Here is a 26,277-nt window from a genome sequence, read left to right as displayed (position 1 = left end):
CCCCCCTTCGACCGGACGTGAGCACCGAGGAGGCCCCGCGCCGCGTGGAAGTCTACCCCGACCGGGAGGTCGTCGTCGAGTTCGATCCCGACCTCACCTTCGAGTGCGTCGACGACTGTACCTGGTGTTGTCACCACGGCGTCCTGCTCTACGACCGAGATCTGCTCGAGTTGGCCCAGCGAGCGAACCTCGCCGAGACGACGACCGACTTCCGCGGCGAGAAGTTCGTCACCCGCGAGGAGAAGGGGCGCGAGGACCACGTCGCCGAGGACGGCTGCGCCTGCGCGTTCCTCCGGGAGGACGGCCTCTGCTCGCTGCACTTAGAGGAGGACTGGAAACCGACGCGGTGTTCGGTTTTCCCGCTCGGCGTCTGGCGCGAGGACGGCGACCTCCACGTCGATATCCGGGACTCGGCCCACGACCACTGCGACGGGCTGAACGTCAGCGAGCGGAAGGTGATCGACAACCTCGAGGCTTTTCTCCCCGAATTGCTGTGGGACCTCGAGAATCCCGATTCGGACCGAGAATTGTAGCGCAGAACCAGTCGACACATAGATCCGGGCCTGCTGGTCAGTAAACGTGACAAACGCGTCTCGTTCACGTGTCATGCTACCACGGCTCTCCAATCCTTTAAATGTCTTCCCCGCGTAGTAAAAGTGTGACAGAAAACTCCGGGCGTCGGAATCTCCGTATGCCCAACAGCGATGAAGTATTCGCCGTCGTCACCGAACACCTCGGTGGAAACCACGTGCAGCTCCGCTGCGAGGACGGCGAGGAACGCCTCGGCCGCATTCCGGGTCGGATGAAGTACCGGACCTGGATCGAGCAAGACGACATCGTCGTCGCCGAGCCCTGGGACTGGCAGGACGAGAAGGCCACCATCGAGTGGCGATACACCAGTCAGGACGCCGATCAGCTCCGCCGCGAAGGCCACATTGACTGATCGCAGCCGCAGCTAATACATCGATTTCTCGCGTGCCGATGCTACCCATTGAGCGTTCGTCCCGCTCGAGCACTCCCTAGTCGACGTCGTAGCGACGCTTCTCGACACCTCTCGACACCGACAACGCGCAACGTGAACAGTAACAGCAAACGACGAGCAGCGACCGCGCTAGTATCGACCTACTGGTAGCCCCGCTCCGACTGGTACATCAGCTCCCACAGCACGTCCTCGACGGACTCGTCGGTCTGTTCCTCGAGCTTTTCGTACAGTCGTTCGGAGACGGTGACTTCCGGCATCATCCCCTGCTACGTGCCGAGGGTTTGTAAAACTACTCTAATACAGAATCGAGTTAATAACGTCGATGACTGTCAGCAGCCGAGAGACGATCCGCTGCGTTTCGATTCGAATCTATCGAAAACCGAATCGGAAGCGGGGTTCGTCGTGGAGGCCGCTATCGTCCGAACAGCCGCTTGTAGAGGCTTCGCTCGGTCGGCCGTTCGGCGAGCACCACCGAGGTGTCCACTTCGTTGACGACGTCCAAGTGCAGGGAACTGGTCACGAGCCGCGAGAGCAGGCCGCGTTCGGTCGCCCCGATCAGGACCATCGTGTGATCGTCGGCGGCGCGACAGATCGCGTCCTCGACGTCGCCCGAGTCGTCGACGATGATCTCGGCGTCGGGTAAGTCGTTATCGACGGCCCACTCCTTGAGGAACTGTTCGCCCTCGTCGCGCTCGTCGGGGCTGTCGACGACGTGCAGGAGGGACACCTCGGACCCGTCGGTATCGGCGAGCGTGCGCGCGACCGCTGCACTCAGTTCCGAATCGGGGCCGCCGGCCGTCGGCAGGAGGAGCCGCGACGTGTCCAGCCCGCGATTCTTCAGAATGAGGTAGTCGCACGGCAGCCGCGTCGTCAATTCGCTGAGCGGTCGTTCGGCCCGCGCGGCGCTCCACAGCGTGTTCTCGTCCCACCCCATCAACACGAGGTCGGCGTGCTCGCGGTCGGCCGTGTCGAAGATCTCCTCGAACGACCGGTGCGTGACGACCGTCGACGTTTGGCAGTCGACCTCGTGATCGGTGACGATCCCCTCGAGATCGGCGAGCAGCCGCTCCGATTCGGTGACGATCCGATCGCGCTGTCGATCGGCCGTCGCCGAACTGCCGGGCGTCTGGACGATGTGTTCGACGTGAACGGTCGCGTGCTCGTGATCGCTCGCGAGCCGCGCGGCGAACTCGACGAGCGGCGCTTCGGTCCGCGGATTGGCGATCGGGACGACGATCCGGTACGTCTCGTCGTCCTCGGGCGCCGTCGTTTCCGCGGTGTCGATCAGCGGGACGTACGATCGACCGGCGAGACTGCCGAACAGCCACTCCTGTGGGGTGAGGCGGCGTTCGATGCCGTCGAACCGCGCGGACTCGAGGCGCTCCTCGCTGGTCTGGTAGTAGTTGACGACGGTCACCAGCAGGATGCCGCCGATCGTATTGCCGAGCAACACCGGCAGGACGAACTCGGTCACGCCGACGAAGAGCTGGGCTTCGCCGGCGAAGACCAGATAGAGCATCTCGGTAAAGGAGACGACGACGTGGAACAGGTTCCCGAGCGGGATCGCGAGGAACGCGAGGTAGACGACGACGAGCCGGGAGATCGTATCGCGAGACGCGAAGGTCACCCAGACGACGCCGGCGACGATCAGTCCCGCGAACGCCGCTTTGAAGAACAGTTGCCACCACGACGTCTCGATTCCGTGGTGGGCGATGGACATCGCCGCATCCGCCGCATCAGGATCGAAAACGCCGCCCCACGTGAGCGCGACCGCGCCGAGAGCACCGCCCGTGAAGTTACCGGCGAGAACGATCAGCCAGTGGCGAAGCAACATCGGGAGACTGGCCAACCGCTCGAGGGTCAGCGCGACCGGCGGGAGCGTGTTCTCGGTGTAGAGCTGGTAGCCGCCGATGATGATGTAGATGAACCCGAGCGGGTAGAGCAGGGTGCTCAGGATCGGATCCCCGTCGGTCGCGCCGTACAGGGAAGCGTACAGCAGGAACGTGATCGTGATCGCGAAGCCGGCGGCCAGCCCGCTGAAGAACAGTTCCCGGTTGCCGGAGGTGACCTCCTCGTCGGCGGCCGCGACGATCCGCTGGAAGACCTCGTCGGACGAGAATCGGTCGCGGACGACCGAGCCGACCGCCGGCGCGCCGTGTCTGGATCGCTCGACGGCGTCTCGGACGGCCGTACCCTGCTCGGCGACCGAATCAGCCGGTGCCGTCTGCGCCTGCTGGCCGGACTCGGTCTCGTCCGCGTCCCCCTGCGGGGGCGGAGAGCGTTCGGATTCGGGTTCGGGATCAGCCATTATGAGGAGACGAGTGGGTTGAAGAACTAAGACGTTGGCATTTCCGACGGTATCGAACTGGACCGAATTCGCACTGGCCCTCGAATTAATAGACGTTCGTTCAAAATTTCCTATTCTAAGGGAGAGATGTAATTATCCGACTCGAGGCGGCTGATGGACGCGATACGACCGCCGGAGACGCGGTCTCTAACCGGCAAACGAGTCCGGAACCCGACGTATGTATGATGTACGTTTTTCAGTTGGCCGATACTCACAGCTATCTATGCAATCGCTGGCCGGTTCGTCCGTCGTCGTGATCGGGGCCGGTGTCGGCGGCCTCGCGACGGCGTGTTACCTCGCCGACGCGGGCGCCGACGTCCGCGTCATCGAGAAAAACGAGCAGTTGGGCGGACGAGCGAGTCACCTCGAGCGCGACGGCTTTCGGTTCGACATGGGACCGTCGTGGTACCTGATGCCGGACGTCTTCGAGCGCTTTTTCGCCGATTTCGATCGAACGCCCTCCGACTACTACGAACTCACACACCTCGATCCCCACTACCGGATCTTCTTCAAGGACGGCGATCAGGTGGACGTGACGCCCGATCTCGAGCGAACCAAGGAGGTCTTCGAGGAGTACGAGGACGGCGCCGGCGAGGCCTTAGAGCGGTACCTCGAGAAGTCCAAGGAGAACTACGAGGTCGGCATGGAGCACTTCGTCTACGAGGATCGGACCCGGCTGCGGGACTACCTCGATCTCGACGTGGCTCGGCAGGCCCGGGGCCTCTCGCTGTTGGGCTCGATGCAGGGCCACGTCGAGGGCTACTTCGATCACCCGAAACTCCAGCAGATCATGCAGTACACGCTGGTGTTTCTCGGCGGCTCGCCGAAGAACACCCCCGCGCTGTACAACCTGATGAGCCACGTCGATTTCAACCTCGGCGTCTGGTATCCCGACGGCGGCGTCGCCGCAGCCGTCGACGCCATCGCGGATCTCGGCCGGGAACTCGGCGTCGAGTACGACACAAACCGGCCGGCGACGGCGATCAAAGGGCGGGAGGGCGCCTTCCTCGTCGAGACGCCCGAGGGCCAGCTCCGGCCGGATCTGGTCGTCAGCAACGCCGACTACGCTCACACCGAGCAGGACCTCCTGCCGCCCGAGCGACGCGGCTACGACGCCGACTACTGGGAGTCCCGCACCTACGCCCCCTCCGCGTTCCTGCTGTACCTCGGCGTCGAGGGCGAGGTCGACGAACTGGCCCACCACACGCTGGTCCTGCCGACCGACTGGGACGAGCACTTCGACCAGATCTTCGACGACCCGCAGTGGCCCGACGACCCGGCCTACTACGTCTGCGTTCCCTCCGAGACCGACGACGACGTCGCCCCCGACGGCCACAGCGCGCTGTTCGTCCTCGTCCCCATCGCGCCCGGCCTCGAGGACACTCCCGAGATCCGCCAGCAGTACCGCGACAAGATCCTGGAAGATATCGCCGACTACACCGGCACGGCCCTCCGCGATCGGATCGTCGTCGAGGAGCGGTTCTGCGTCGAGGACTTCGCGAACCGGTACAACAGCTACGACGGGACCGCGCTCGGCCTGGCGCACACGCTCCGCCAGACCGCGCTCTTCCGGCCGCCCCACCGCTCGAAGGGCGCCGACGGCCTCTACTTCGTCGGCGGCGACACGACGCCGGGGATCGGCGTTCCGATGTGTCTCATCAGCGGGGAACTGACCGCGGAGAAGGTGCTGGCAGATTACGGCCGGGAGTGACTGCGAGACGACTACACCGATATCGCGACCCACCGCACCACCGATGACCGACGACCCGAACCCGGACTCGAGCGGACCGTGTTCGCAGCCCTCGAGCGGCGCGTCGACGGCCGGCGACGCCGGCCTCCGCAGCCGGCTCGCCTACCTGCTGGTCCTCTCGCGGCCGCGGTTCTGGCTCTACCTCGCGGGGCCGGTGCTGGTCGGGGTCGCCTACGCCGCGGAGTCGAGGGCCGACCTCGTCACCCCCGCGTCGATCGTTCTCTTCGCCTACTTCCTGCTGCCGGCGAACGTCTTCCTCTACGGGATCAACGATATCTACGACCGGGAGATCGACGCCGCGAACCCCAAAAAGGAGGAGAAGGAAGCGCGGTACCGCGGCCAGCGGTACGTTCCCCTCGCGGTCGGCGTCTGCGCGGCGCTCCCGCTGTTGTTCGCCCCGCTGCTCGAGCCCGTCGTCTGGCCCTGGCTCGTCGCTTTCCTGCTGCTCGGGGCCGGCTACAGCGCGCCACCCGTCCGGTTCAAGACGACGCCGATCCTCGATTCGGTCTCGAACGGGCTCTACGTCACGCCGGGCGCCGCAGCCTACGCCGCAGTCGCTGGGGCGCAACCGCCCGCGATCGCCGTCCTCGGCGCCTGGCTGTGGGCCATGGGGATGCACACCTTCTCGGCGATCCCCGACATCGAACCCGACCGCGAGACGGGCATCCGGACGACCGCGACGGTGCTCGGCGAACGGCGCACCTACGCCTACTGCGGCGCGTGCTGGCTCGGCAGCGCCCTCGCCTTTGCCGCCGTCGACGGCCGACTCGGCGCCGTCATGCTCGTCTACCCCGCGCTCGTCGGGGCGATCGTCTCCTCGAGCGTCGCGGTCGACCGCGCCTACTGGTGGTTCCCGGCGATCAACACCGTCGTCGGCGCGGTGCTGACGATTGGCGGGCTCTGGAGGATCGTCAATGGATAGGACCGACGCGCACGAGTCCGGCGCCCACGAGTCACCTTCTTCGCATCCCCGAGAGCACGGCGAGACGCGTACCGCCGTCCAGCGCCGCCTCGAGGCCCTCGTCCGCGAGAACCGGTTCACGATCGCGGTCGTCTTCCCCGTCGTCGGCGCGATCATGCTGGTCGCGAGCGTCGAGGACCTGCTGCCGGCGTCGCTCGCGTTCAATCCGCTGCTGATCTTCGTCGGCACCGCGGTGATGCGCTCGCCGCTGATCGTCGGACTCCTGCCGCGGATCGACCGCCGCGCACTCGGCTGTCTCGGGCTGCTGACGGCCTACACCTACGCGATCGAGACCGTCGGCGTGCGGACCGGCTGGCCCTACGGGGCCTTCGAGTACGGCATCGAACTGGGCCCGATGCTCGGCGGCGAGATCCCGCTCGCGCTCCCGCTGTTCTTCATCCCGCTCGTGCTGAACGCCTTCCTGCTCACCCTGCTGGTCCTCGAGCGGTGGTGGCCGAGCGGGCTCGAGCGGACGTCGATCAGGCTGCCGGTCGCCGTCGCCGCCGTCGTCGCGGTCGACCTCGTCCTCGATCCGGGCGCCGTCGCGATCGGCTTCTGGAGCTACGAGACGGGCGGCTACTACGGCGTCCCGCTATCGAACTATCGGGGCTGGCTCCTCTCGGGCGCCGTCGCCGTCGCGCTCGTCGATCTGGCCTTCGATCGATCGGCGCTGCTCGAGCGCGTTCGGACCTGCGAGTTCGTGCTGGACGATCTGGTGAGTTTCGTGCTACTGTGGGGTGCGATCAACCTGCTGTACGGGAACTGGATCGCCGCGGCCGTCGCGGGCCTGTTCTGTGCCGGGCTGTTCAGCACCGATCGGTACGACTGGGCGATGGTCCGAACGGCGTTCTCGAGCGGGTAACGAACGGAGGGGTTAGAGGAAGAAGCTGGTGATGCTGTCGCCGGCCACCAGCAGGATGACGACGGCGAGGAGCGTCAGCGTGAGCCAGACGCCGAGCGAGACCGCGGCGGTGCGGACGAACTCCTGATCGCTCTCCGTTACCTCGAGCGGACCGGAACTGGCGCTTTCAGCCATACCCCTAGGTACTCACTGCGGCTATACGAAAGAGAATCCACTATATCAGGGGCTTTGATAGGCGGTTCCGGTTCCGGCCGCGAGCGAGGGCGAGCCGTCGTATTATCGCGTCGGAACGCCGTCGCCGCGTTCGGGGCCGTGCGGCTCGGGATCGGGGCCGGGACCGGGTTCGGAGTCGGTCTCCGACTCCGACTCGAGCGTCGGCACCGCGGCGACGCGCTCGAAGACCGCCTCGGGGTCCCGCGTCCACTGCCAGTGCCACCGCGTCTTCGCGAGACACCACAGCTTCCGGCTCGTCGACAGCGACGGCTCCGCGGAGAGCACGTCGTACCCCTGACTGCGGATCAGCGCGTGGTGCTCGGCGTAGAGCACGGCCGCCAGCAGCACCGGCAGTTGGCAATCCTCGGGGAGGTACCGAATGCCCGCGACGCCCTCCCGGTAGAGCGACTCCGCGCGGCGAAGTTCCTCGCGCATCGCCGCCGCGAACGATTCCGAGTACTCGAGGCGTTCGATCTCGTCGTTCGAAACCCCGTGTCGGCGCAGCGTCTCCTGGGGGAGGTAGATCCGGTCGCGCTCGAGGACGTCCTCGCGGACGTCCCGCAGGAAGTTGGTGAGTTGGAACGCCTCGCCGAGTTTTCGGGCGTGGGGGAGCGCAGTTTCTTCGACTTCGGGCTCTAAGTCCATGATCGCCGTCATCATCACGCCGACCGCGGCCGCCGAGCCGCGCATGTAGGATTCGAGGTCGGCGTAGGTCTCGTACCGGGTCGTGTCGATGTCGGTCGCCATCGCGTCGACGAACTCGTCGACGGTCTCGTCGTCGATGTCGTACTCCTCGCGCAGTTCTCGGAAGGCCTCGAGGACGGGATCCTCGGGCTCGGCCTCGCCGAGCGCCTGCGCGCGCAGCGACTCGAGTTCGGCTCGCTGTCGAGCGGGGGACACGCCCTCGGCGTCGTCGACGACCTCGTCGGCGATGCGGAAAAACGCGTAGAGGACGTGCGTCGCGTGTCGCACTCGTTCCGGCAGAAACTTGGTCGCGAGGTAGAACGTCTTTCCGGTCCGTCGCTGGATAGCCTTGCCGGCGTCGATGTGTTCCCGTTGCATTGCTAAATTCGCCCGAGTCGACGACGCGAACGCAACCGTCACCGACCGTCGGATGTCTGACAACGACGGATGGTTATAAAATACCTAGGCCTCACTAGTGGGGTCGCCGGCGAACAGTTCCTCGAGCAGTTTCCGTTGAGCGGCCCGGAGGTGCTGGTGGAACGTCGACCGGGAGACGTTCATGGACTCGGCCAGTTCCTCGCCCGAGACGCCGCGGGGCCAGTCGAAGTAGTCGGCGTAGTAGGCCTTCCGCAGCGCCGCCTGCTGGCGGTCCGTCAGCTTGGTCTCGATCGTCGACTGCAGGTCCCGCGGCGTCCGCGTCGGCTGGTCCGTCTCGTGGTAGCTGCGCAGCTCGACGCGGTCGTACCGCTCATCGAGCAGGTCGTACGCCGAGCGGGCCGCCTGGCCGTTGGGCAACTCCAGCGCCAGATCGAGCACTCGATCGTCGGCGTCGAGCCGCTGGATCACGGCCCCGTGGTCGGCCAGCGCAGTGACGATCCCGTTTCCGAGCGCCAACTCGAGGACGACGCTGTCCTCGTACTCGGTCAGCACGGACGCGGCTTCGACGGCCTCGAGATCGGCCGCGGCGTCGACGGCACGATCGGGGTCGGCCGTCTCGACGCGGAAGAAGGCAAGCGGCGTGCCGCCCTCGTCGTAGGTCAGGCCCCGGTAGATGACCGTCGACGAAAGCGCGTCGGCGAGTTCCGCGACGAACAGCGACGGATCCTCGATCGTCGCCTCGAGTTCGACGACCGTCTCGGTCGTCAGCATGCGTCGCGCCTCGATCGCGTTCAGCGCCGTCGAGACCGTCTCCGCGAGCGACTCGAGGATCGGCAGCTCCCGCTCGTCGAAGACGTCCGGGTCGGCGGCGAAAAGCGCGAGCACGCCGTAGGTGACGTCGCCGTAGGTCAGCGGGATCGCGGCGACCGACCGGTAGTGGTCGTCCGCGCCGGTCGGCCACCAGCGGTCGGCGTCCTCGAACGCCGCGAGGTCCTGAATCACGTACGGCTCCCCGGCCTCGAGCGCGCGGACGGCCGGGTGCGTCTCGTCCGAATCGAGGACGAGGTCGTCGTCCTCGAGGGGAACGTCGTCCCGACCGGCCCACTCGCGGGGCGAGATCCGCCGCGTCGTCACGTCGACGCGGCCGATCCAGGCGAGCACGTAGGGGTCGGTGTCGGCGAGCCGGCGACAGACCCGCCGCTCGATCTCGTCGCGGCTGCCGGCGCCGACCGCGGCGTCGGTAACCTCGCGGACGAGTCCGTCGACGCGCTCGAGGACGTGTTCCAGCGCCCGGTGTTCCTCGCGGACCTGCTCGGCGGATTCCTCGGCGGCGATCTCGGCGAGCTTTCGGTCGGTGATATCGAGGTGGATGACGGTAACCCGTACCGCCCCGTCGACGGTGAACCGCCCCGCTCGCATCATGAACCACCGCTTTTCGTCCGGGGAGTGGCAGGGGTACTCCATCGAAAACGCGTCGCGATCGCCCTCGAGAACCGACTCGAGGCCCTCGACGGCACGCTTTGCGTGTTCGTCGTCGTCCGCATCCATCGCAGCGGTGGCGACGTAATTGTGGCCGACGTGGTCGGCGGTCGTCTCGTCGGCTTCGAACTCGCGCCAAGCTCGGTTCGTCAGGAGGATCTCGCCGTCGCCGTCGAGAACCGCGACGGTAATCGGAAGCGTCTCGAGGGCGGCGGCGGCGAGTGCGTCCCCGGTGGCCATCGCTCCTGTATTTGGGTTCGAGTCGTAATAACGAATCGGGCTCCCGACCGTCGATCACTCGAGCAGTTCGTCCCGGAGCATCGGGATGAACGTGCCGATGTCTGTGACCATGCCGATGGCCTGGGCGCTGCCGCGATCAAGCAGTTGGGTGACGGTGGCGGGGTTGATGTCGACGCAGACGGTCTTGGTGGTCGAGGGGAGGCAGTTGCCGACGGCGACCGAGTGCAGCAGCGTCGAGAGCATGAGCACGAGGTCGGCCTCGTGGGCCTGCTCGCGGATCGCGTTCTGGGCCTCGATGGAGTCGGTGATCGTGTCCGGGAGGGGGCCGTCGTCGCGGATCGAGCCCGCGAGCACGAAAGGAACGTCGTTCGCGACGCACTCGTACATCACGCCCTCGTCGACGACGCCCTTCTCGACGGCCTCCTCGATGCCGCCCAGGCGGGCGATCTCGCTGATCGTGTAGATGTGGTGTTTGTGGCCGTCGCGGGGGTGCTCCAAGTTCTCCGTGTCGACGCCCAGCGAGGTGCCGTAGAGGTCGCGCTCGAGGTCGTGGACGGCGAAGCCGTTCCCGGCGCTGATCGCGTCGACGTAGCCCGCACCCACGAGGTCCGCGAGGGCGTCCCGGCCGCCCGCGTGGACGATCGCCGGGCCGCAGACCGCGAGGACGTTGCCGTCGTTTTCCCGCACCTCGCGCATCTCCTCGGCGATCTCCTCGATGAGCGACTCGGAGGGGCGCTCGCTCGAGACGCCGCCCTGCATGAAGCCGAAGGAACCGCCGCCGTCGCGGGGGCGTTCGGGCGGTTCGACGCGGATGCCGGTCTCGCCGGTGACGACGAGGTCGCCCTCCTCGACGGCGTTGAGAACTTTTGTAGAGACTCGCGGCTCGTCGGCGTCGTCCCGCTCGACCACGAGCGCGCAGTCCATCTCCGGGTCCGCGACTTCGATCCACTCGCCGTCGACCCGGACGTAGGTCGGGTGGTTCGTCGTCGAGTAGAAGTCGACCGGGACGACGCCGTCCTCGGGCGCTTCGTGCAGCGTCGCATCGCGCGGATCGGCGACGGTCGCACCCTGCTGGTTGAGTTCGTGGAGGATCGCCCGCAGGTCCTCCTCCGTGTCGGCCATGACGGTCATCCGGCAGTACGTCTCGGCGTGCTTGTGGCGGCCAACCTCGAACTCCTCGACTTCGAACTCGCCGCCCATGTCCATCACGACCCCCATACAGTGGCCCATCGTCCCCGAATCGATGATGTGGCCCTCGAGTTCGACCGTGCGTGCAACTGTCATTGGGGGTAGTTAGACGGCACGGCCTAAGACAGTGGAGGTTTTCGACCAGCACGTTCCGGCCGGTCAGTGTTCGTCGTGCCACCGCTCGGCGGGCAGTCTCGAGGAAATCACACCGAATCAATTACTTTCACAACCACGATACTGATATAATAACAAACACTTTTGTGCGGAGTCGTGGACTCCTCCCACGGAGATCGCACGTGCGTCCGATTCGCCGACGGCAACCGGACGCCGTCGCCCTGTCACGACGGCGGTAGACGCGCTGTCGTCGGCCGACGCGACGCGCTCGAGAGAACGCCGGCGACGATCCAGTAGTACCGATCCGCGGCGAGCGGCGGGACGACGAGGAGATCTCCGAGTGACCGGCGGCTCGAGTCGATCGGCGAGACGCGACCGCGACCGTGATCGCGATCGCGGGCGCCCGACTCGAATCGAGCGCCGTCACACGCTCCCCCCATCCTTCCCCGAATCGGCGGCATCGATTCCGGAGCAACCTATATGGTACTCGGTAGCATAGATTCGCGTATGGCCACCGACACAGCCACAGCGCTCTCGCGGTGTCGCAACTGCGGTTTCGAGGCGCCGGGCGGCGACGAGGCGTGGCTCCGCCTCGAGGTGCCGAAACTGGGCCGGATGACGCAGTGTCCGAACTGCGAGAGTACGGACGTGATCACGCGACGGTGACGCCGTCGCGACGGGGCCGGTCGCGGCTCGCACGGTGGCGACGGCTCGGATGCGCCGCGCGGACAAACTCTTGAACGTCACCCGCCTACACCGAGTATGGAATCCGAGAACGACCGCACCGCGGACGACCTGCCGGAAAGCGACGCCGAGTGGCGCGAGCGACTCAGCGACGAGGAGTACCGCATCCTCCGCGAGGCCGGCACCGAAGCGCCGTTCAGCGGCGAGTACGTCGACCACAAAGCGGACGGCAGCTACGCCTGTACGGCCTGCGGCGCCGAACTGTTCGACTCCGAGACGAAGTTCGAGTCGGGCTGCGGCTGGCCCAGCTTCTACGACGTCGACGACGACAAGGTCGAGACCCGCGTCGACACCAGCCACGGCATGCGCCGCACCGAAGTAGTCTGTGCCGAATGCGGCGGCCACCTCGGCCACGTCTTCGAGGACGGCCCCGAGCCGACCGGCAAGCGCTACTGCATCAACAGCGTCGCCCTCGAGTTCGAGGACGAGGACGGCGAGTAACGGCCGTCGAGCGGACGGTTCGTTAGTCGGAGACCCCTACGGGGAGAACCGCTCTCCGTCCTCGGGGACGAGAACGCCGTCGGTCTCCGACCGTAACTCGTCGCGCGAGAGGAGGCAGTGGTTGATGGCCTCCATGTGAACGACGGCGACCGTCGCGTCCGTCGCCTCGCGGACGGCGGCGACGTCCTCGACGCCCATCGTAATGGGTTCGCCCTGCTCGAACTGGGCCTCGCCGCCGTTGAGGACGACCACCTCGGGATCGTACTCCTCGAGGGTCTCCTCGACCGGCTCGTACCAGATCGTGTCGCCGGCGAGGTACAGCGTCTCGTCGCCCTCGAAGACGAACCCGGAGACCGGCCCCATCTCCTCGGCCAGCTGTCCGTACCCGTGTTGACCGGGCGTCCGGCGGACGGTGACGCCGTCGAACGACACCTCGTCGTCGACGGGACGGACGTCGGTGAACCCCTCCTCGGCGAACTCGTCCGCCTCTTCGGGCTGGCAAAAGAGGGGGACGTCCGCCTCGAGTTCGTCTTTCGCCGCCTCGTCGAAGTGGTCGGTGTGACGGTGGGTGACGACCACGGCGTCGTGGGAGCGGTCGACGTCGGGCATCGGGACGAGCGGATTCTCGCGGTCGTTCGGCGAGTTCGGCACGGGCGGGTTCTCGCCCGGCGACGCGAACATCGGATCGACGAGGAACGTCGTGTCGCCGATAGTCACGAGGACGGTGGCGTGCCGTACGAGACGAACGGTGACGTCGGAGTCGGTTGTCATACGGATGGACTTCGGCCAGCGGAGGGTTGTAAGTTACCTCGAACAACGGCAACCGTCCCGTCGCCGACGGCGTCTTCACCTTCGCTTGCCGCAGCCGTCGGGCGGCGCAAGTGCAGGCACGTCCCTTTTCGACGTATCCGGCCCACCACCACCCGTATGTCGAACGAACGACCCACCGCCGAGGAACTCCGCCAGGGTATCACCGTCGAGATCGTCCAGGGCGATCAGGACGTTCAGTCCGAGGATCGAGAGCCGATCGTCGGCGAAATCGGGACGGTCTACGGCGACGATCCGAAGGGGCCGGAGGTGGAGCTGAAAAGCGGCGTCGTCGGCCACGTTCAGTCGGTCGTCGCGGACGAGTAACCGAGTACCGCGTCCGTCGTCTGCACCTCTTTTCGTCGCCGTCGTCCGGTAGGGACACCGTACCGGCACAAGGAACTTCCCGCCGTCCGTTGACGGCGGAATCGAACGCAGTTCATGGCTGACTCCGACTCGAAACGGGGGCTCCGAACGCTCGTCTGCAACGTCGCCGCGGTCGCTCGCGAGCGTCAGATAAGCGTCAAAGCGGCGGGGCTGGCCTACCACGCCTTCAACACGCTCGTCCCGCTGGTCATCCTCGCGCTCGTCGGCGCCGCGCTGGTCGACTCGCTCGAGCCGCTGCTCGGGGAGCTCGCGAGCGCGGCCGGCCTCGGCGGAACGGGACTCGACGGTGCAGCGGCGGCCGCCGACGGCAGCGCTCGGACGCGGGCCGCAGTGTTGGCACTCTCTATTCTCCTGTGGAGCGCGGTCCGGCTGTTTCAGGCGATAAACAGCGCGTTCACCGACGTCTACGGCTCGCGGAAGGACGTCTCGTACGTCGATGAGGCGACGACAGTGACCCTCGTAACGGCGCTCTACGTCGTCCTCGTCACCGTGACGCTCGCGGTCGGCGTCGCGCTGGTCAGCGCCGTCGGACTGAGCCTCTCGGCGCTCGGCGGCGGCCTCCCGCTGGCTCTGGGCGGGTCGGTCCTTCTCGCGGCCCTCCTGACCGGCGTCTTCCTGCCGATGTACTACCTCTTTCCCCAATCTGACGTCTCGGTCGGCGAGGTGCTCCCGGGGACCGCGTTCGCGGCCCTCTCCTGGACTGCGCTGGCCGGCGGCTTCCGGCTCTACGTCGCAACGTCGGAGAGCGTCGCGCTGTTCGGCGTCGCCGGCGCCGTCCTCCTGATCCTGACGTGGGTGTATTTGGGCGGGCTCTGCCTGCTCCTCGGGGCGGTCCTGAACGCCGTCCTCGCGGGTCGCGTCGAGCCGGAGGACGGCTGGGTACCGATGCGGGAGGTGTGGTCGGCGTACACGGGACTGTTCCGGTGACGGGTGACGATCATTTATCCGGACTGCCGGTTCATAGGACGGTATGACCGGCAGCGACGACGATTTCGACGCGACCGAACTCGAGTCCTACCTCGCCGCGGAATTAGACGTCGACGTGACGGCGACCGAACGGCTCCACGAGGGACTTAACGTCTCCGTCGCGATTTCGACCGCGGAAGCAAAGAACGCGTACGTGCTCCGCAAACCGGACAAGTTGCGAGACACCGGGGCGTTCAACAGCCTGCGACGAGAGTTCGACGTGCTGCAACTGCTCGAGGAAACGACGGGAGCCGCTCCGGAGCCGGTGTTGCTGTGCGAGGACGACTCGATCGTCGGCGCGCCGTTTCTGCTCACGACCTATCTCGAGGGAGAGCCGGTCCGACTGGGCTCGTACCTGCCCGAGCGGTTCCGGAACCCGGACGCGCGTCGAACGGTGAGCGGTCGCTTGATCGAGACGCTCGCCGAACTCCACTCGGCGGACGCGGAGCCGTTCGAGGAGGTTTGTGAGCGGCGGCGTCCACAGGCGCAACTCGCTCACGGCGTCGACCGACTCGAGGCGGTGACGAGCGAGACCGACCTCGAACCCCGCGGGCTGTGGGACGTTGCGGACTGGCTGGAGCGGAACGTCCCGACGGGCTCGAGGGCGACGCTCGTCCACGGAGACTACAGGCCGAGTAACGTGCTCTTCGCCGGGGACGACCACCCCGAGCTGTCCGGCGTCCTCGATTGGGAAACGGCGTTTCTCGGCGATCCGGTGACCGAACTCGGCTACCTGCTGCTCCGCTGGCGCGACGACGGGGATCCGACGCCGTCGCTCGGCGACATCGAAGCGCGGCATTCGAACGACGACGTGAGACGGGACTTGCGGCGGATCAACGAGCGCGGCCTCGCACCCTTCACGAACGAACCCGGCAGCCCGAGCCGACGGGAACTGGTCGCTCGATACGAGGAGCGGACGGGTTTTACCGTCGAAAACGAACGCTTCTATCTGGCGCTCGCGGCGTTTCTCCTCGCGACGGTCTGGGCGGACGTTCACCGCCACCAGATCGAATCCGGGACGGAATCGACCAAGGAACCGTACGTCGAGTATCTGTCGATGATCGCGGACAGCATCGTCAGCGGTGACTTCGAACTGTAACCGCCGTTCGCGCCTGCTCCTACTCCAACTCCGTCCCGTCGTTCCGAAACGCCGCGTAGATCGTCTCCGCTCGCGTCTCGCCGATACCGTCGATCCGCGTGAGGTCCTCGAGGTCGGCCGCGAGCAGCGACTCGACGGTCGGATACCGTTCGTACAGCGTGGTCGCGAGTTCGGGTCCGATGCCGTCGATACAGCCGTACATCCGCTTGGTCGTCGGTTCCCTGCGACTCGCGACGGCGCCGACCGGCAGCCGCCGGCTCGAGGGATCCTCGGCGTGCTTCCGGCCGAGCCGGATCGCGAAGTCGACGAGCCGACTGCGATCCGTACAGGGGACGACCGGCACCTCGTGGCGGGCCGTGATCGAGGCCATCGAGCCGCGGATCGATTCGGGGGAGACGGCCGTCCGCAGCGACTCCAGATCGAGGAAATCGCCCTCGAGCAGGACGTAGGAGTGGTCGTAGGACTCGGCCATCCGCGCGACCTGCTCCTCGAGGTCGGGACCGGAGCGGCCCATCGCCGTGCTGACGTAATCGCGGGGCGTCTTCCGCTCGAAGCCGATCGAATCGATCGCGATGTCGCCGGAGGGGAGCCGGTCGACGACGACCTCCGTCACGTCGGGGTGCTCGCGGACGGCCTCGACGAGACCCGAGGGCTCCCGGTCGTCGACGGTGACGGCGACGCGCATACCCATACCCGTTTCAGGGGCTCGAGCGGGGTACGGGTATCGGTTCGAGGCAGCGGCGTGTCAGTCGGCTCGGTCGGGTGACCAAAACCGAGTCGGCTCGAGCGAATCGCCACTGTGACCCCTCGCGTACTTTTTTCTCCCACGGCTGTGATTCGGTTGATATGTCCAGTTCGGTCGTCGTGCTCCTCATCGCGGCCCTCCTGATCCAGTTCCCGATCGCCGCCCTCGTCTACCTCGACGCGAGACGACTCGATCTCGAGCGGGCGACGATGTACGCCCTCGGCATACTCTCCGTTCCGCTCGCCGGCTGGGTCGTCGTCCTCTGGTACCTCTCGCAGCGGTCGGAACTGCCGCGGGCGGACGAGGCGACGGTCGATTCCGATTAGGACCGGCCGCCCAGTCCCTCCAGATAGGCGATCGCCTCCTCGTCGGTCACCTGTCCGAACTCGCGGTAGAACTGCCCGACCGCGCGGAAGTTCTCGGGCGTCTCGAGCGCGATCACCTCGTCGGCTTCGGCCTCGAGGTCGGCGACCGACTGCGGCGAGCCGACGGGCACCGCCAGCCCGACGTAGTCGGCGTCGGCCGCCCGAACCTGGCGGAGACACGCCGTCGCGGTGGCGCCCGTCGCGACGCCGTCGTCGACGACGAGGACGCGTTCTCCCTCGAGATCCGGCAGCCCCGGCGAATCGCGGTACCGGTCGGCCTTCTCGCGGGCGTTTTGCGCTTCCTCCGCGCGAATCTCCTCGAGGTAGTCGTCGGAGACGTCGAGGCGATCGATGAGCGCGTCGTTGTACCAGACGCTGCCGTCGCTGGCGACCGCACCGAGGGCCAGTTCCGGGTTGTTCGGCGCGCCCAGCTTTCGCGCGACGACGACGTCGAGGTCGGCCTCGAGCGCGTCCGCGACCGGCCGAGCGACCGGCAGTGCGCCCCGCGGAATGCCGAGGACGACGTCGGCCTCGACGCCCCGCCCCTCGAGTTCGGCCGCGAGTCGATCGCCCGCCTCGCTTCGCGTGGCGAACATGGTCGGGTATAGGCGGGCCACGCACTTTGCGTTACCGTGGGACACGACGGGGCAGACGCTCGAGGGGGACGGGAGTCGGGAGCGGCCTCGAGCGCGGTCGCGACCGGACTGGAACACGCTGGCCGAATCACTACCCGTTCCGGTTCGCGACGAGAGGTATGGGACGACTCCAGCGAACGCTCTCGAACGTCTCCGAGGAGACGGGGAAGGACAACGGCCGGATCGCCGTCGTCGGCGGCAGCATCGACTACCCGAACCAGCCGGCGATCGCCGGCATGGCGGCGCTGCGGACCGGCTCGGACCACGTCCGGGCGCTGGTCGCCGAGAACATCTACGAGATCGTCGCGACCCACTCGCCGAACCTGTTAGCGAGCTACTACGCCGGCGAGCGGTTCAGCGAAGACGCCGTCGAGCAAGCCCTGGACGTCTGCGGGTGGGCCGACGCGCTCGTGATCGGCCCCGGACTCGTCGACGCGGAAACCGAGGCGGTCTGCGAGACCATCGACGGCGTTGACGTCCCCGTCGTCGTCGACGCGCTCGCGATCGAACCCGCGCTCGACGCCGACCTCTCGAGTGCGATCCTCACGCCGAGCAGTTCCGAGGACGATCCGATTCGGGAAGCCTACGGCTCCCTCGAGACGTTCACGGAGGAGACGGGTGCGGTGATCACGCTGACCGGCGACGTGGACGAGATCGTCGCCGGCGGCGAGCGACTGCACAACGAGACCGGCACCTCGGCGCTGACGGTCGCCGGAACGGGCGACACGCTGGCCGGGATCACGGCGTCGCTGCTGGGTCAGGGGATGGACCGGACGGCGGCCGCGGAACTGGGCGCGTGGATCCTCGGCAAGAGCGGCGAACTCGCGACGGCCGAGTACGGACCGGGCGTCCTCGCGACGGACGTGATCGACCGGGTTCCGGATACGATCCGGTGACGGAGAGGAAGCGGCGACGGCGGCCGATTATCGATCGCGCACCGCAGGGAGCGTGAACGAGAACGTCGAGCCCTCGCCGGGTTCGGAGTCGACCCAGATGTCGCCGCCGTGGCGTTCGACGATCCGTTGACAGAGCGCCAGGCCGATACCGGTTCCCTCGTACTCCTCGCGGCTGTGGAGCCGATCGAAGACGGTGAACACCCGATCCTGATCGTCCGGATCGATGCCGATCCCGTCGTCTTCGACCGAGATCACCCACTCCCGCCCGCGGCGAGTCGCATCGGTGCGGATCCGCGGCGGGTCGTCGCCGCTGTACCGGATCGCGTTCTCGAGCAAGTTCTGGAAGACCTGGCGCAACTGGCTCGCGTCGCCCGACACGCGGGGGAGGTCGTCGGCCGTAATTTCGGCGTCGGTCTCGTCGATCTGAATCTGGAGGTCCTCCCGGACGGCGTCGAGCAGGCTGTCGAGGTCGACCGGCTCGAACGGATCGCCCTGCGTCTCGACCCGCGAGTAAGCCAGCAGGCCGTCGATCATCTCGCGCATGCGCTCGGCGCCGTCGACCGCGAACTCGAGGAACTCCTCGCCGTCCTCGTCGAAGGCGTCGGCGTACCGGTTCTCGAGGAGTTGGAGGTAGCTCGTGACCATCCGCAGCGGTTCTTGCAGGTCGTGGGAGGCCGCGTAGGCGAACTGCTCTAAGCGCTCGTTCGATTCCTCGAGCGCCCGTTCCCGCTGGGTCCGCTCGAGTTCGTACTGGATCCACTGGGCCATGAGCTGGTGGAAGGTCAGTTCGGCGTCCGTGAACGCCCGGTCGCGCGACTCCGTCGAGACGAAGAAGAAGGTCCGATCGGGCTCGTTCTCGAGTTCGATGCGGGTGCCGATGTACGTCTCGACGCCGAACTCGTCGTACGCGAGGGTGTTGCCGAACCCGGCTCGTTCGGGATCGGTAACGTTTGCGATCGGCTCGTCGTCGACCGTGGCCCGACAGTAGGTCTCCGAGAGCGGCGCCTCAGCGCCGGGCTGAAGCTGGTCGTGGTCGCCGTTCGTGGCTTGGACCGTGAACGAATCAGTTGCCGGATCGATTTTCGCGATCCCGCCCATCTCGAGGTCGAATCGTTCGCAGCCAAGTTCGAACAGATCGTCCAGCTTCGCCTCGAACGACCGATCGGGATCGGCGGCGATCCGGCTCAGCGTCTGCTGGTGGTGTTCGCGCTGTTCGCGCTCGAGTTCGTAGCTGACCCACTGGCCCATCAACTCGATGAACGTGCGCTCGGTCTCGGAGAACGGCCGGTCGCGGGGTTCCGTACTCCCGAACCAGAACGTCCCGTACGGCGTCGACCCGTTCATCACTCGCGTCCCGAGGTAGCTGGTCAACCCGAACTCGCGGTGGATCACGTCGTCTTCCCAGTTGGTACCGCGAACGTCCGCCATCGCGATCGGCTCGTCGGCTTCGATGGTCTGTCGGCAGAAGCACCCGTACCCCGGATTCGACCACAGCTCCTCGTCGGGATCGACGCCGAGGCCGACGCCCCGCTCCAGCCGAAACTCGCCGCCCCACGCCGGGAGGTGGTTCAGCCCGCCCATCTCGAGGCCGAACCACTCCCGTCCCAACTCGAGCAGCTCCTCGAGTTTCTCGTCGAAGTTGCGGGTGGTATCGGCCGTGATCCGGTAGCTCTCCCGGAGGAATCGCTCGCGGCGCCGGCGCTCGAGTTCGTACTCCACGCACTGCCCCATCAGGTCGAGGAACGTCCGTTCCGCGTCCGTGTACGATCTCTCGCGCGGCGTCTCGGCGGCGAAACACAGCGTCCCGTACTCCTCGCCGCCGACGTGGACGGTCGTGCCGAAGTACGCGTCCAAGCCGAACCGCTCGTAGGCGGGGTCGTCGGTCCACCCGACCTCGGCCGCGTCGCGGACGGCGATCGTCCCGGGCGAGGCGAGCAGCTTTTCGCAGTAGGTGTCACAGAGCGAGTCGGTGACTCCCGGCCGGATCTGTTCGTGGTCCCCGACGGCTTCCACGATCTCGAACGCGTTCTCGTCGCGGGTTTCCGTGAAGTAGCCGATCTCGAGGCCGAGCCGCTGGCGGCCCAGCTCGAGCAGGTTCTCGATCTTCTCGCCGAGCGACGCGGTCGGGTCCGCGATCGTCTCGTAGAGTTCCCGCTGGTACCGCTCGCGGGTCTCGATCGTCGTTCGCGCGTCGGTCCGATCGACGAGCGTCGCCAGCTTCCGGTCGAGTTCCCGCGACGGCCGGGCGTCGCCGAAGTACTCCGCCGGCGGAGTGTAGTAGAAGTTCTGACAGACGGTCGTGTCGTCGTAGACGAGAAACGGGTGGGTTTTGAGGACGTCGTGGAGAATCTCCGCCGGGAACCGGTTCCGGTTGTACTGACAGAGGACCGCGTAGTCCTCGCCGTCGTAGAGCGGATTGAGGAGTTCTTCGTACTCGCAGAGGTCGTCGAGTTCCGTCTCGTCGTCGTCGAGCGCCCACGTCATCTCGGCGGCCGCCCTGAGTCCCGTGAACTCGTCGGCGGTCGCGTCCGCGAGGGCGCCCTCCCAGAACTCGAGCATCGCCTCGCGGTCGAACTCGCCGGTTCGGCGGTAGGTCTCTTCGGCCGTGTGGACGACGAGCGCTCCCGACTCGCGGGCGCGCTCGACGGGGATACCGCGAATTCGCATCGCTTCGAGGACCTCGTCGACGGTGTTGTCGTCGGCGACGTAGATACACCGCTCGCCGCGCTCGAGTCCCTCCTCGATGAACGGGACGACCGTTTCGAACTGCTGCCGTCGGTCCTCGTAGATAAGGGCGAAGTGGTCGTTGTCCTCGTGGCTCTCGACCGATCCGGGCGGGCCGCGAATATCGACGTTCGGTTGTGCGGATGCGAACTGACGTCCGTCGTCAGCTGTGAGATGGCGGCTGGTGTGGTCAGATACCTGTTTACTCATGAATTCCCTCCGATCGCTCGGCGATCCGGATGGAACGGATCCTCGACTTCGGCATCCGGGCCGACGCTTCGTCTGGAGTGATACTCGTCGAACAGATAGACGGGATCGAGGACAAAAAGGGTGTCGAGAACCCCGTTATATTGGGGGATTTCAAGATCTGCGCGAACGGCGCCAGTTCGACGCTACAGCGGCGCGTCTCGCCGGTACTGCCTCGAGTGTCACGGCGTACACTGAATACCGTTCCCGTGGGACGGTAACCCATGACCGAACGATCAGTCCGACCGGCGGCCGAACCCGACGACGTGAACCATCCCGTCTTCGCGGCGCTCTACGACTTGCTTCCGGACTCGGTGTTGCTGCGACCCCACCGCGAGTACCTCGCGCGGGACCTCTCGGGCCGGGTCCTCGAGATCGGGCCGGGAAGCGGAGCGATGTTTCCGTACGTCGCCGACGGCGCCGCGGCCGATCTCGAGTACCACGCGATCGAACCGGACCCGAACATGCGAACGCGCGCGGCGAAGACGGCTCGCGAGGCCGGCCTGACGGTCGATCTGCGGGACGCTCGCGCCGAGTCGCTGCCCTACCCCGACGACTCGTTCGACGCGGTCGTCTCGGCGCTGGTTTTTTGCACCGTGCAGGACCCCGACGCCGCGCTGTCCGAAATCACGCGCGTCCTGCGGCCCGACAGCGAGTTTCGCTTCCTCGAGCACGTCGGCAACGACGGCTGGCGCAGGACCGGCCAGAACCTGTTGAACCCGCTGTGGAAACGGGCCTCGGGCGGCTGTCACCTGACCCGGGATACGATCTCACGGTTCGTCGCCCACGACGCGTTTGACGTCGAGGAAATCGAGCGCCTCGAGTTCGGGTTCTTCCCGGTGACGCCGGTCGTCCGCGGGACGCTGCGCCGGGAACGGGACGGACTCGGGCTCGGGAGCGCGGGACCGCTCTGAAGCGAGGGCCCGAAGCCGCCGGGATTTATCGGGTCGGGCGTCCCGGCTCTCGGTATGAGCGACGATCGACTGCGGATGACCCCCGGACCGACCGAGGTCCCTGCCGCGGTGCGCCAGCGGATGGCCGAACCGATGCCCAATCCCGACGTCGAGAGCGAATTCTTCGAGACGTATCGGTCGCTGACGGCTAACCTCGAGCGGATCTACGCGGCGGGCGGGGACGCCGACGACGCGAGCACCGACCGGGACGTCGTCGTGCTCGGCGGCGAGGGCATTCTGGGCCTCGAGGCCGCAATCGCCTCGCTCGTCGAGGACGGCGACCGCGTGCTCTGCCTCTCGAACGGGCTCTACGGCGACGGCTTCGCCGACTTCGTCGAGGACTACGGCGGCGAGGCCGTCACCTGCGAGTTCCCCTGGCGAGGGACGCTCGAGGCCGACACCGTCCGCGAGGAACTCGAGCGCGCCGCCGACGCCGGCGAGCCGTTCGACCTCGCGACGATGGTCCACTGCGAGACGCCGACGGGGACGCTTTCCGACCTCGAGCCGGTCCTCGACGCGCTCGAGGACCACGGCGTGCTCTCGGTCGTCGACGCAGTCTCAGCCCTGGGCGGCACGCCCGTCCCGACCGACCGGATCGACGTCTGCCTCGGCGCGAGCCAGAAGTGTCTGAGCGCGCCGCCGGGGCTGACGACCTGCGCGATCAGCGAGCGCGCCTGGGAGCGCATCGAGGCCGTCGAGACCCGGTCGCTGTACACGAACCTCGAGCCCTGGCGGAACGCCGCCGACGAGGACGTCGAGTGGTTCCCCTACACCCACCTCTCGGCGAACGTCGCCGGCCTCGAGACCGCAACCGATCTGCTGCTCGAGGAGGGCCTCGAGAACGTCTTCGAGCGCCACGCGGACGCGGCCCGGCGGTGTCGCGAGCGCGCCGCGGAACTCGGCCTCGAGACGTACCCCGACGAGGGCGCGGCGTCGCCGACCGTCACCGCGCTCGAGGTCGGCGGTCGGGCCACGGAACTGCAGGAACGCATGCGCGAGGAGCACGACATCGTCCTCGCGACCGGGCTCGGCGACCTCGAGGACGACGTTCTCCGCGTGGGCCACATGGGCCACAACGCGCGCCTCGACCAGGTCGACGAGACGATGGACGCGCTCGAAGCGGTGCTCGAGTGATCGGCTGCGGGACCTCGAGCGGCGGCGGTGACGCTTCGAACCGCGGGATGAACGCGTAGCCGGAACCTGCAGGTCCAACCGTTTCCCGGCCGTCGGTCCTAGGGTAGCGCATGTCCGAACCCGATCGAGAGCCAACGAAGAAACCCACGAACACGAAACAGGAGGCGAAAGAGGAGGATCAGTGGATGATCCGCAACTGGATCGGGGTTGCGGTCGTCTCGATCTTCGGCCTCCTGTTGCTCGCGGTCGCGATGATGCAGGCGACCGGCGTCATGGACGTGTTCGGCTCCGTCGCGGAGACGCAGACCCAGCAGTGGGGCGCCTTCGCCGTGCTCGCGCTGATCTGGCTCGCGCTGGCCGGCTGGAGCTGGAAGGCGATCTCCGGCTAAGTACGGCGGCGACGGCGCCGATCGGTTCGATCTCGCAGGCTCTCGGTTTTCACCTTCAGTTTTCGACTCGAGTCGGACTCGAGAGCGCCGGCTGGTTCGTGCCGTCGTCGCGGTATGCCACGTTATGCCACCGTCGTGTCGGAGAGAAACCCGTTTAGGCGCCCCCCGTCCAGAAGGGGTAATGAGTACGAGTTACCGAATCGGACTGGTCGGCAAACCGTCCGTCGGCAAATCTTCCTTCTTCAACGCAGCGACGATGAACGACGTGCCCGAGGGCGCGTACCCGTTCACGACTATCGACCCCAGCGTGGGCGAGGCCTACGTCCGCGTCGACTGCGCGGCCCCCGAATTCGACGAGGAATGTACCCCCAACGTCGGCTACTGCGATCACGGCACCCGGTTCGTCCCGACGAAACTCGTCGACGTCGCCGGCCTCATTCCCGGCGCCCACGAGGGCGCCGGCCTGGGCAACCAGTTCCTCACCGACCTGAACGAAACCGACGTGCTCGTCCACGTCGTCGACTTCTCCGGCCAGACCGACCTCGAGGGCGAACCCACCGAGGACCACGACCCGCGCAAGGACATCGACTTCTTAGAGGAGGAGCTCGACCAGTGGTACCTCGGCGTCTTGGAGAAGGGCATCGAACGCTACGAGTCGGGCTACACCACCGAGGACGACGCCATCGAAGAAGAGCTCGCCGAACAGATGAGCGCGTTCAAGACCAACGAGGACGAGATCAAGCGCCTCATCCGCCGGACGGATGTCGGCTTCGATCCCGCGGCTTGGGAGGACGACGAGAAACTCAGACTCGCCCGCGAGATCCGCAAGGAGACCAAGCCGATGGTCGTCGCCGCAAACAAGATGGACCTCCCGGAGGCACAGGAAAACTACGAGGAGATCACGGACGATCCCGACTACGACCACCTCACGTTCGTCCCCTGCAGCGCCCACGCCGAGAAGGCGCTGAAATCCGCCGACAAGGCCGGCGTCGTCGACTACCGGCCCGGCGACGCGGACTTCGAGATCACGGGCGATATCTCCGGCGAGCAGGAACAGGGACTCGAGCAGATTCGAGACTTCCTCTCCGAGTACGGCGCGACGGGCGTCCAGGCGGCCCTCGAGACGGCGCTGTTCGACGTGCTCGGCGTCGTGCCGGTGTTCCCCGGCGGCGCGAACGGGCTGGGCAACGAGCGCGGCGAGGTGCTGCCCGACTGCTACCTGATCCCGCCGAACTCGACCGCGGAGGACTTCGCGTACAGCCTCCACTCCGATATCGGCGACGGGTTCCTCCACGCCATCGACTGCCGGACGAACCGCCAACTGGGCAAGGACTACGAGGTCGAACCGCGGGACGTGATCGAGGTTATTACGACGAACTGAACGCTTCGCAGCGATTCTCAGTTCGATTATCGGCGTCGCTCACCGGCCCCAGGTAAGTCGCTCGACCGCCGTATCGAGGCGCGACGAGACGCGATCCATCCAGCCGTCGGGCGAGAGCGACCGGAGCTGTCCTTCGTCGACCTCGATCCGCTCCGGACCGAAGAGGTCGCGTCCTGCGCGTTCGTCGCCGTCCCCGCCGTCGTCCTCCCCCTCGGTCACGGCCTCGAGCGCGATCGACGTCGAGCATCGGCCGCAAGCCTCGCGTTCTTTTGCCATGATTATTCATCCAGCAGTACGGCCGGCCGCGACTTAAGCGCTGGCTCCGGGGCCCGGGGCGACGCGCTTTTGGTCACGGCGTGGCATTTCATCGCATGATCGATGGCGTCGTAAACGGCGACTCGCTCGCGCGGACTCGAGGCGCGCCTACCCGCCGCTCGAGTTCGCAGTCGCTCGGGGGTCGGACGGCCGCGAAAAGAACGACAGAGCAATCGAGGGACCGAACATGAGCGACCGAGAGAGACGGGGCGGGGATATCGCCGGCTCGGAGCGGTCGATCGAGGGAACGGAGTCGGAACCGGAGCCGAGCGAACGATCCGTCCCCGACTGGGACGACGAGTACGTCGACCGCGTGAGCGACCGGCTCATGCACAACTACGACCTCGAGAAGGATCGCGCCGTCGCCGGCGAGCGCTTTACGCTGTACGGGGAGATGAACCTCGTCAGCCAGAAACACTTCCTCCACCCGGCGATCTCGCTCGCCGAGCACGAGTCGAACGAACACCTGTTCGTCCAGCGCGTCGACCGCCTCGACGACGAGACGCTCGACCGGTACGTCGACCTCGGCCACGAACTGGCCGACGACGAGGAGTGGCTCGAGCCCGACGAGGAGCACTTCGCGACGGAGTTTACGTTCGTCGCAGTCGCGCCGTCGATCCCCGACGACGTACGCCGTCGCGTCGCGGACTTTTCCGAGCGGACGCTACTGAAGTACGGCTACCACGGCCACTACGAGATCAATCTGGTCGTCGTCGCACCGGATCGGGAGGAACTGGTCGCCAACGAGAACGCCGACGTCGAGGCGGCGTTTCGACTCTGGGACGAAATCGAGCGCGAGGAGCCGGGGATTCTCGGGCTGATCGCCCGCCGGCTCCAGCTATAAGCCGTTAG

At 66.8% G+C, this 26,277-nt stretch carries 29 protein-coding genes; 18 read left to right on the top strand and 11 right to left on the bottom strand.

Annotated features, from left to right (window positions below):
* Nucleotides 1-17: 17 nt before the first annotated feature.
* Complete coding sequence (locus HALXA_RS07610) at nucleotides 18-533, top strand: YkgJ family cysteine cluster protein (protein WP_013879743.1); 516 nt, start codon at nucleotides 18-20, stop codon at nucleotides 531-533.
* A 101-nt stretch (nucleotides 534-634) separates the two neighbouring features.
* Nucleotides 635-943 (top strand): translation initiation factor eIF-1A, encoded by a 309-nt coding sequence (locus HALXA_RS07605; protein WP_083822828.1) that lies wholly within the window; start codon nucleotides 635-637, stop codon nucleotides 941-943.
* A 451-nt stretch (nucleotides 944-1,394) separates the two neighbouring features.
* Here HALXA_RS07605 and HALXA_RS07600 read toward each other — a convergent pair whose 3' ends face one another.
* Entirely contained in the window at nucleotides 1,395-3,290 is a 1,896-nt protein-coding gene (locus HALXA_RS07600) for a formate/nitrite transporter family protein (protein ID WP_013879741.1), read from the bottom strand.
* Between the two features lie 262 nt (nucleotides 3,291-3,552).
* Here HALXA_RS07600 and HALXA_RS07595 point away from each other — a divergent pair, with 262 nt between their 5' ends.
* The 3 genes from HALXA_RS07595 to cruF are packed head-to-tail and all read left to right on the top strand — an operon-like array spanning nucleotide 3,553 to nucleotide 6,902.
* On the top strand, nucleotides 3,553-5,040 hold the full coding sequence (locus tag HALXA_RS07595) for a phytoene desaturase family protein (RefSeq protein WP_013879740.1): 1,488 nt from the start codon (nucleotides 3,553-3,555) through the stop codon (nucleotides 5,038-5,040).
* A 43-nt stretch (nucleotides 5,041-5,083) separates the two neighbouring features.
* Nucleotides 5,084-6,001: a prenyltransferase gene (locus tag HALXA_RS07590; protein WP_013879739.1), complete on the top strand. Its 918-nt coding sequence runs from the start codon at nucleotides 5,084-5,086 to the stop codon at nucleotides 5,999-6,001.
* Nucleotides 5,994-6,902, top strand: a complete 909-nt coding sequence (gene cruF / locus HALXA_RS07585; protein ID WP_013879738.1) for a bisanhydrobacterioruberin hydratase — start codon at nucleotides 5,994-5,996, stop codon at nucleotides 6,900-6,902. The genes HALXA_RS07590 and cruF overlap by 8 nt, the downstream gene beginning before the upstream one ends.
* A gap of 12 nt (nucleotides 6,903-6,914) precedes the next feature.
* Here cruF and HALXA_RS22035 read toward each other — a convergent pair whose 3' ends face one another.
* From HALXA_RS22035 to HALXA_RS22030, 5 genes are all read right to left on the bottom strand, one after another.
* Complete coding sequence (locus HALXA_RS22035; RefSeq protein WP_013879737.1) at nucleotides 6,915-7,076, bottom strand: hypothetical protein; 162 nt, start codon at nucleotides 7,074-7,076, stop codon at nucleotides 6,915-6,917.
* 102 nt (nucleotides 7,077-7,178) lie between these two features.
* Nucleotides 7,179-8,177, bottom strand: coding sequence for a phytoene/squalene synthase family protein (locus HALXA_RS07580; RefSeq protein ID WP_013879736.1), 999 nt, complete (start codon nucleotides 8,175-8,177; stop codon nucleotides 7,179-7,181).
* A gap of 84 nt (nucleotides 8,178-8,261) precedes the next feature.
* Nucleotides 8,262-9,896, bottom strand: a complete 1,635-nt coding sequence (locus HALXA_RS07575) for a bacterio-opsin activator domain-containing protein (RefSeq protein ID WP_013879735.1) — start codon at nucleotides 9,894-9,896, stop codon at nucleotides 8,262-8,264.
* Nucleotides 9,897-9,950: 54 nt separating this feature from the next.
* Nucleotides 9,951-11,180, bottom strand: a complete 1,230-nt coding sequence (locus HALXA_RS07570; protein WP_013879734.1) for an ornithine cyclodeaminase — start codon at nucleotides 11,178-11,180, stop codon at nucleotides 9,951-9,953.
* A 242-nt stretch (nucleotides 11,181-11,422) separates the two neighbouring features.
* Entirely contained in the window at nucleotides 11,423-11,638 is a 216-nt protein-coding gene (locus HALXA_RS22030) for a hypothetical protein (RefSeq protein WP_049895242.1), read from the bottom strand.
* Nucleotides 11,639-11,705: 67 nt separating this feature from the next.
* On the opposite strand from HALXA_RS22030, the gene HALXA_RS22025 reads away from it, so the two are divergent.
* Nucleotides 11,706-11,864, top strand: coding sequence for a hypothetical protein (locus HALXA_RS22025; RefSeq protein ID WP_013879733.1), 159 nt, complete (start codon nucleotides 11,706-11,708; stop codon nucleotides 11,862-11,864).
* Between the two features lie 96 nt (nucleotides 11,865-11,960).
* Complete coding sequence (gene msrB / locus HALXA_RS07560; protein ID WP_013879732.1) at nucleotides 11,961-12,383, top strand: peptide-methionine (R)-S-oxide reductase MsrB; 423 nt, start codon at nucleotides 11,961-11,963, stop codon at nucleotides 12,381-12,383.
* Between the two features lie 36 nt (nucleotides 12,384-12,419).
* Here msrB and HALXA_RS07555 read toward each other — a convergent pair whose 3' ends face one another.
* Nucleotides 12,420-13,154 (bottom strand): MBL fold metallo-hydrolase, encoded by a 735-nt coding sequence (locus HALXA_RS07555; protein ID WP_013879731.1) that lies wholly within the window; start codon nucleotides 13,152-13,154, stop codon nucleotides 12,420-12,422.
* A 156-nt stretch (nucleotides 13,155-13,310) separates the two neighbouring features.
* Here HALXA_RS07555 and HALXA_RS07550 point away from each other — a divergent pair, with 156 nt between their 5' ends.
* From HALXA_RS07550 to HALXA_RS07540, 3 genes are all read left to right on the top strand, one after another.
* A complete protein-coding gene (locus HALXA_RS07550) occupies nucleotides 13,311-13,517 on the top strand; it encodes a DUF2196 domain-containing protein (RefSeq protein ID WP_013879730.1) in 207 nt (68 codons plus the stop codon).
* 114 nt (nucleotides 13,518-13,631) lie between these two features.
* Nucleotides 13,632-14,504 carry a YihY/virulence factor BrkB family protein gene (locus tag HALXA_RS07545; protein WP_013879729.1) on the top strand — a complete coding sequence of 291 codons (873 nt, stop codon included), beginning with the start codon at nucleotides 13,632-13,634 and terminating at the stop codon, nucleotides 14,502-14,504.
* A gap of 43 nt (nucleotides 14,505-14,547) precedes the next feature.
* Nucleotides 14,548-15,642 (top strand): phosphotransferase family protein, encoded by a 1,095-nt coding sequence (locus tag HALXA_RS07540; protein WP_013879728.1) that lies wholly within the window; start codon nucleotides 14,548-14,550, stop codon nucleotides 15,640-15,642.
* Between the two features lie 19 nt (nucleotides 15,643-15,661).
* Here the strand turns inward: HALXA_RS07540 and HALXA_RS07535 are convergent, their stop codons facing one another.
* Nucleotides 15,662-16,327, bottom strand: a complete 666-nt coding sequence (locus tag HALXA_RS07535; RefSeq protein WP_049895428.1) for an ERCC4 domain-containing protein — start codon at nucleotides 16,325-16,327, stop codon at nucleotides 15,662-15,664.
* Between the two features lie 161 nt (nucleotides 16,328-16,488).
* On the opposite strand from HALXA_RS07535, the gene HALXA_RS07530 reads away from it, so the two are divergent.
* On the top strand, nucleotides 16,489-16,713 hold the full coding sequence (locus HALXA_RS07530) for a hypothetical protein (protein WP_013879726.1): 225 nt from the start codon (nucleotides 16,489-16,491) through the stop codon (nucleotides 16,711-16,713).
* Here the strand turns inward: HALXA_RS07530 and HALXA_RS07525 are convergent.
* Nucleotides 16,710-17,348 (bottom strand): phosphoribosyltransferase, encoded by a 639-nt coding sequence (locus tag HALXA_RS07525; protein ID WP_013879725.1) that lies wholly within the window; start codon nucleotides 17,346-17,348, stop codon nucleotides 16,710-16,712. The genes HALXA_RS07530 and HALXA_RS07525 overlap by 4 nt on opposite strands.
* A gap of 158 nt (nucleotides 17,349-17,506) precedes the next feature.
* On the opposite strand from HALXA_RS07525, the gene HALXA_RS07520 reads away from it, so the two are divergent.
* Nucleotides 17,507-18,283, top strand: coding sequence for an NAD(P)H-hydrate dehydratase (locus HALXA_RS07520; RefSeq protein WP_013879724.1), 777 nt, complete (start codon nucleotides 17,507-17,509; stop codon nucleotides 18,281-18,283).
* Nucleotides 18,284-18,310: 27 nt separating this feature from the next.
* On the opposite strand, the gene HALXA_RS07515 is transcribed toward HALXA_RS07520, so the two are convergent.
* A complete protein-coding gene (locus tag HALXA_RS07515; protein WP_013879723.1) occupies nucleotides 18,311-21,217 on the bottom strand; it encodes an MEDS domain-containing protein in 2,907 nt (968 codons plus the stop codon).
* 29 nt (nucleotides 21,218-21,246) lie between these two features.
* On the opposite strand from HALXA_RS07515, the gene HALXA_RS07510 reads away from it, so the two are divergent.
* The 5 genes from HALXA_RS07510 (at nucleotide 21,247) to HALXA_RS07490 (ending at nucleotide 25,110) form a co-directional block, all read left to right on the top strand.
* The gene (locus HALXA_RS07510) at nucleotides 21,247-21,474 is read left to right on the top strand and encodes a hypothetical protein (protein ID WP_013879722.1); all 228 of its coding nucleotides are present in this window, start codon (nucleotides 21,247-21,249) and stop codon (nucleotides 21,472-21,474) included.
* 3 nt (nucleotides 21,475-21,477) lie between these two features.
* Nucleotides 21,478-22,167, top strand: a complete 690-nt coding sequence (locus HALXA_RS07505) for a class I SAM-dependent methyltransferase (RefSeq protein ID WP_013879721.1) — start codon at nucleotides 21,478-21,480, stop codon at nucleotides 22,165-22,167.
* 54 nt (nucleotides 22,168-22,221) lie between these two features.
* Nucleotides 22,222-23,340, top strand: a complete 1,119-nt coding sequence (locus HALXA_RS07500; RefSeq protein WP_013879720.1) for a pyridoxal-phosphate-dependent aminotransferase family protein — start codon at nucleotides 22,222-22,224, stop codon at nucleotides 23,338-23,340.
* 110 nt (nucleotides 23,341-23,450) lie between these two features.
* Nucleotides 23,451-23,729, top strand: coding sequence for a hypothetical protein (locus HALXA_RS07495; protein WP_013879719.1), 279 nt, complete (start codon nucleotides 23,451-23,453; stop codon nucleotides 23,727-23,729).
* Nucleotides 23,730-23,910: 181 nt separating this feature from the next.
* The gene (locus HALXA_RS07490) at nucleotides 23,911-25,110 is read left to right on the top strand and encodes a redox-regulated ATPase YchF (protein WP_013879718.1); all 1,200 of its coding nucleotides are present in this window, start codon (nucleotides 23,911-23,913) and stop codon (nucleotides 25,108-25,110) included.
* A 39-nt stretch (nucleotides 25,111-25,149) separates the two neighbouring features.
* Here the strand turns inward: HALXA_RS07490 and HALXA_RS07485 are convergent, their stop codons facing one another.
* Nucleotides 25,150-25,386 (bottom strand): hypothetical protein, encoded by a 237-nt coding sequence (locus tag HALXA_RS07485; RefSeq protein WP_013879717.1) that lies wholly within the window; start codon nucleotides 25,384-25,386, stop codon nucleotides 25,150-25,152.
* A gap of 226 nt (nucleotides 25,387-25,612) precedes the next feature.
* Here HALXA_RS07485 and HALXA_RS07480 point away from each other — a divergent pair, with 226 nt between their 5' ends.
* Entirely contained in the window at nucleotides 25,613-26,269 is a 657-nt protein-coding gene (locus tag HALXA_RS07480; RefSeq protein WP_013879716.1) for a hypothetical protein, read from the top strand.
* Nucleotides 26,270-26,277: the final 8 nt, after the last annotated feature.

This window comes from Halopiger xanaduensis SH-6 (assembly GCF_000217715.1).
Classification (GTDB): Archaea; Halobacteriota; Halobacteria; order Halobacteriales; family Natrialbaceae; genus Halopiger; species Halopiger xanaduensis.
This window is presented reverse-complemented; position numbering and strand designations above follow the sequence as displayed.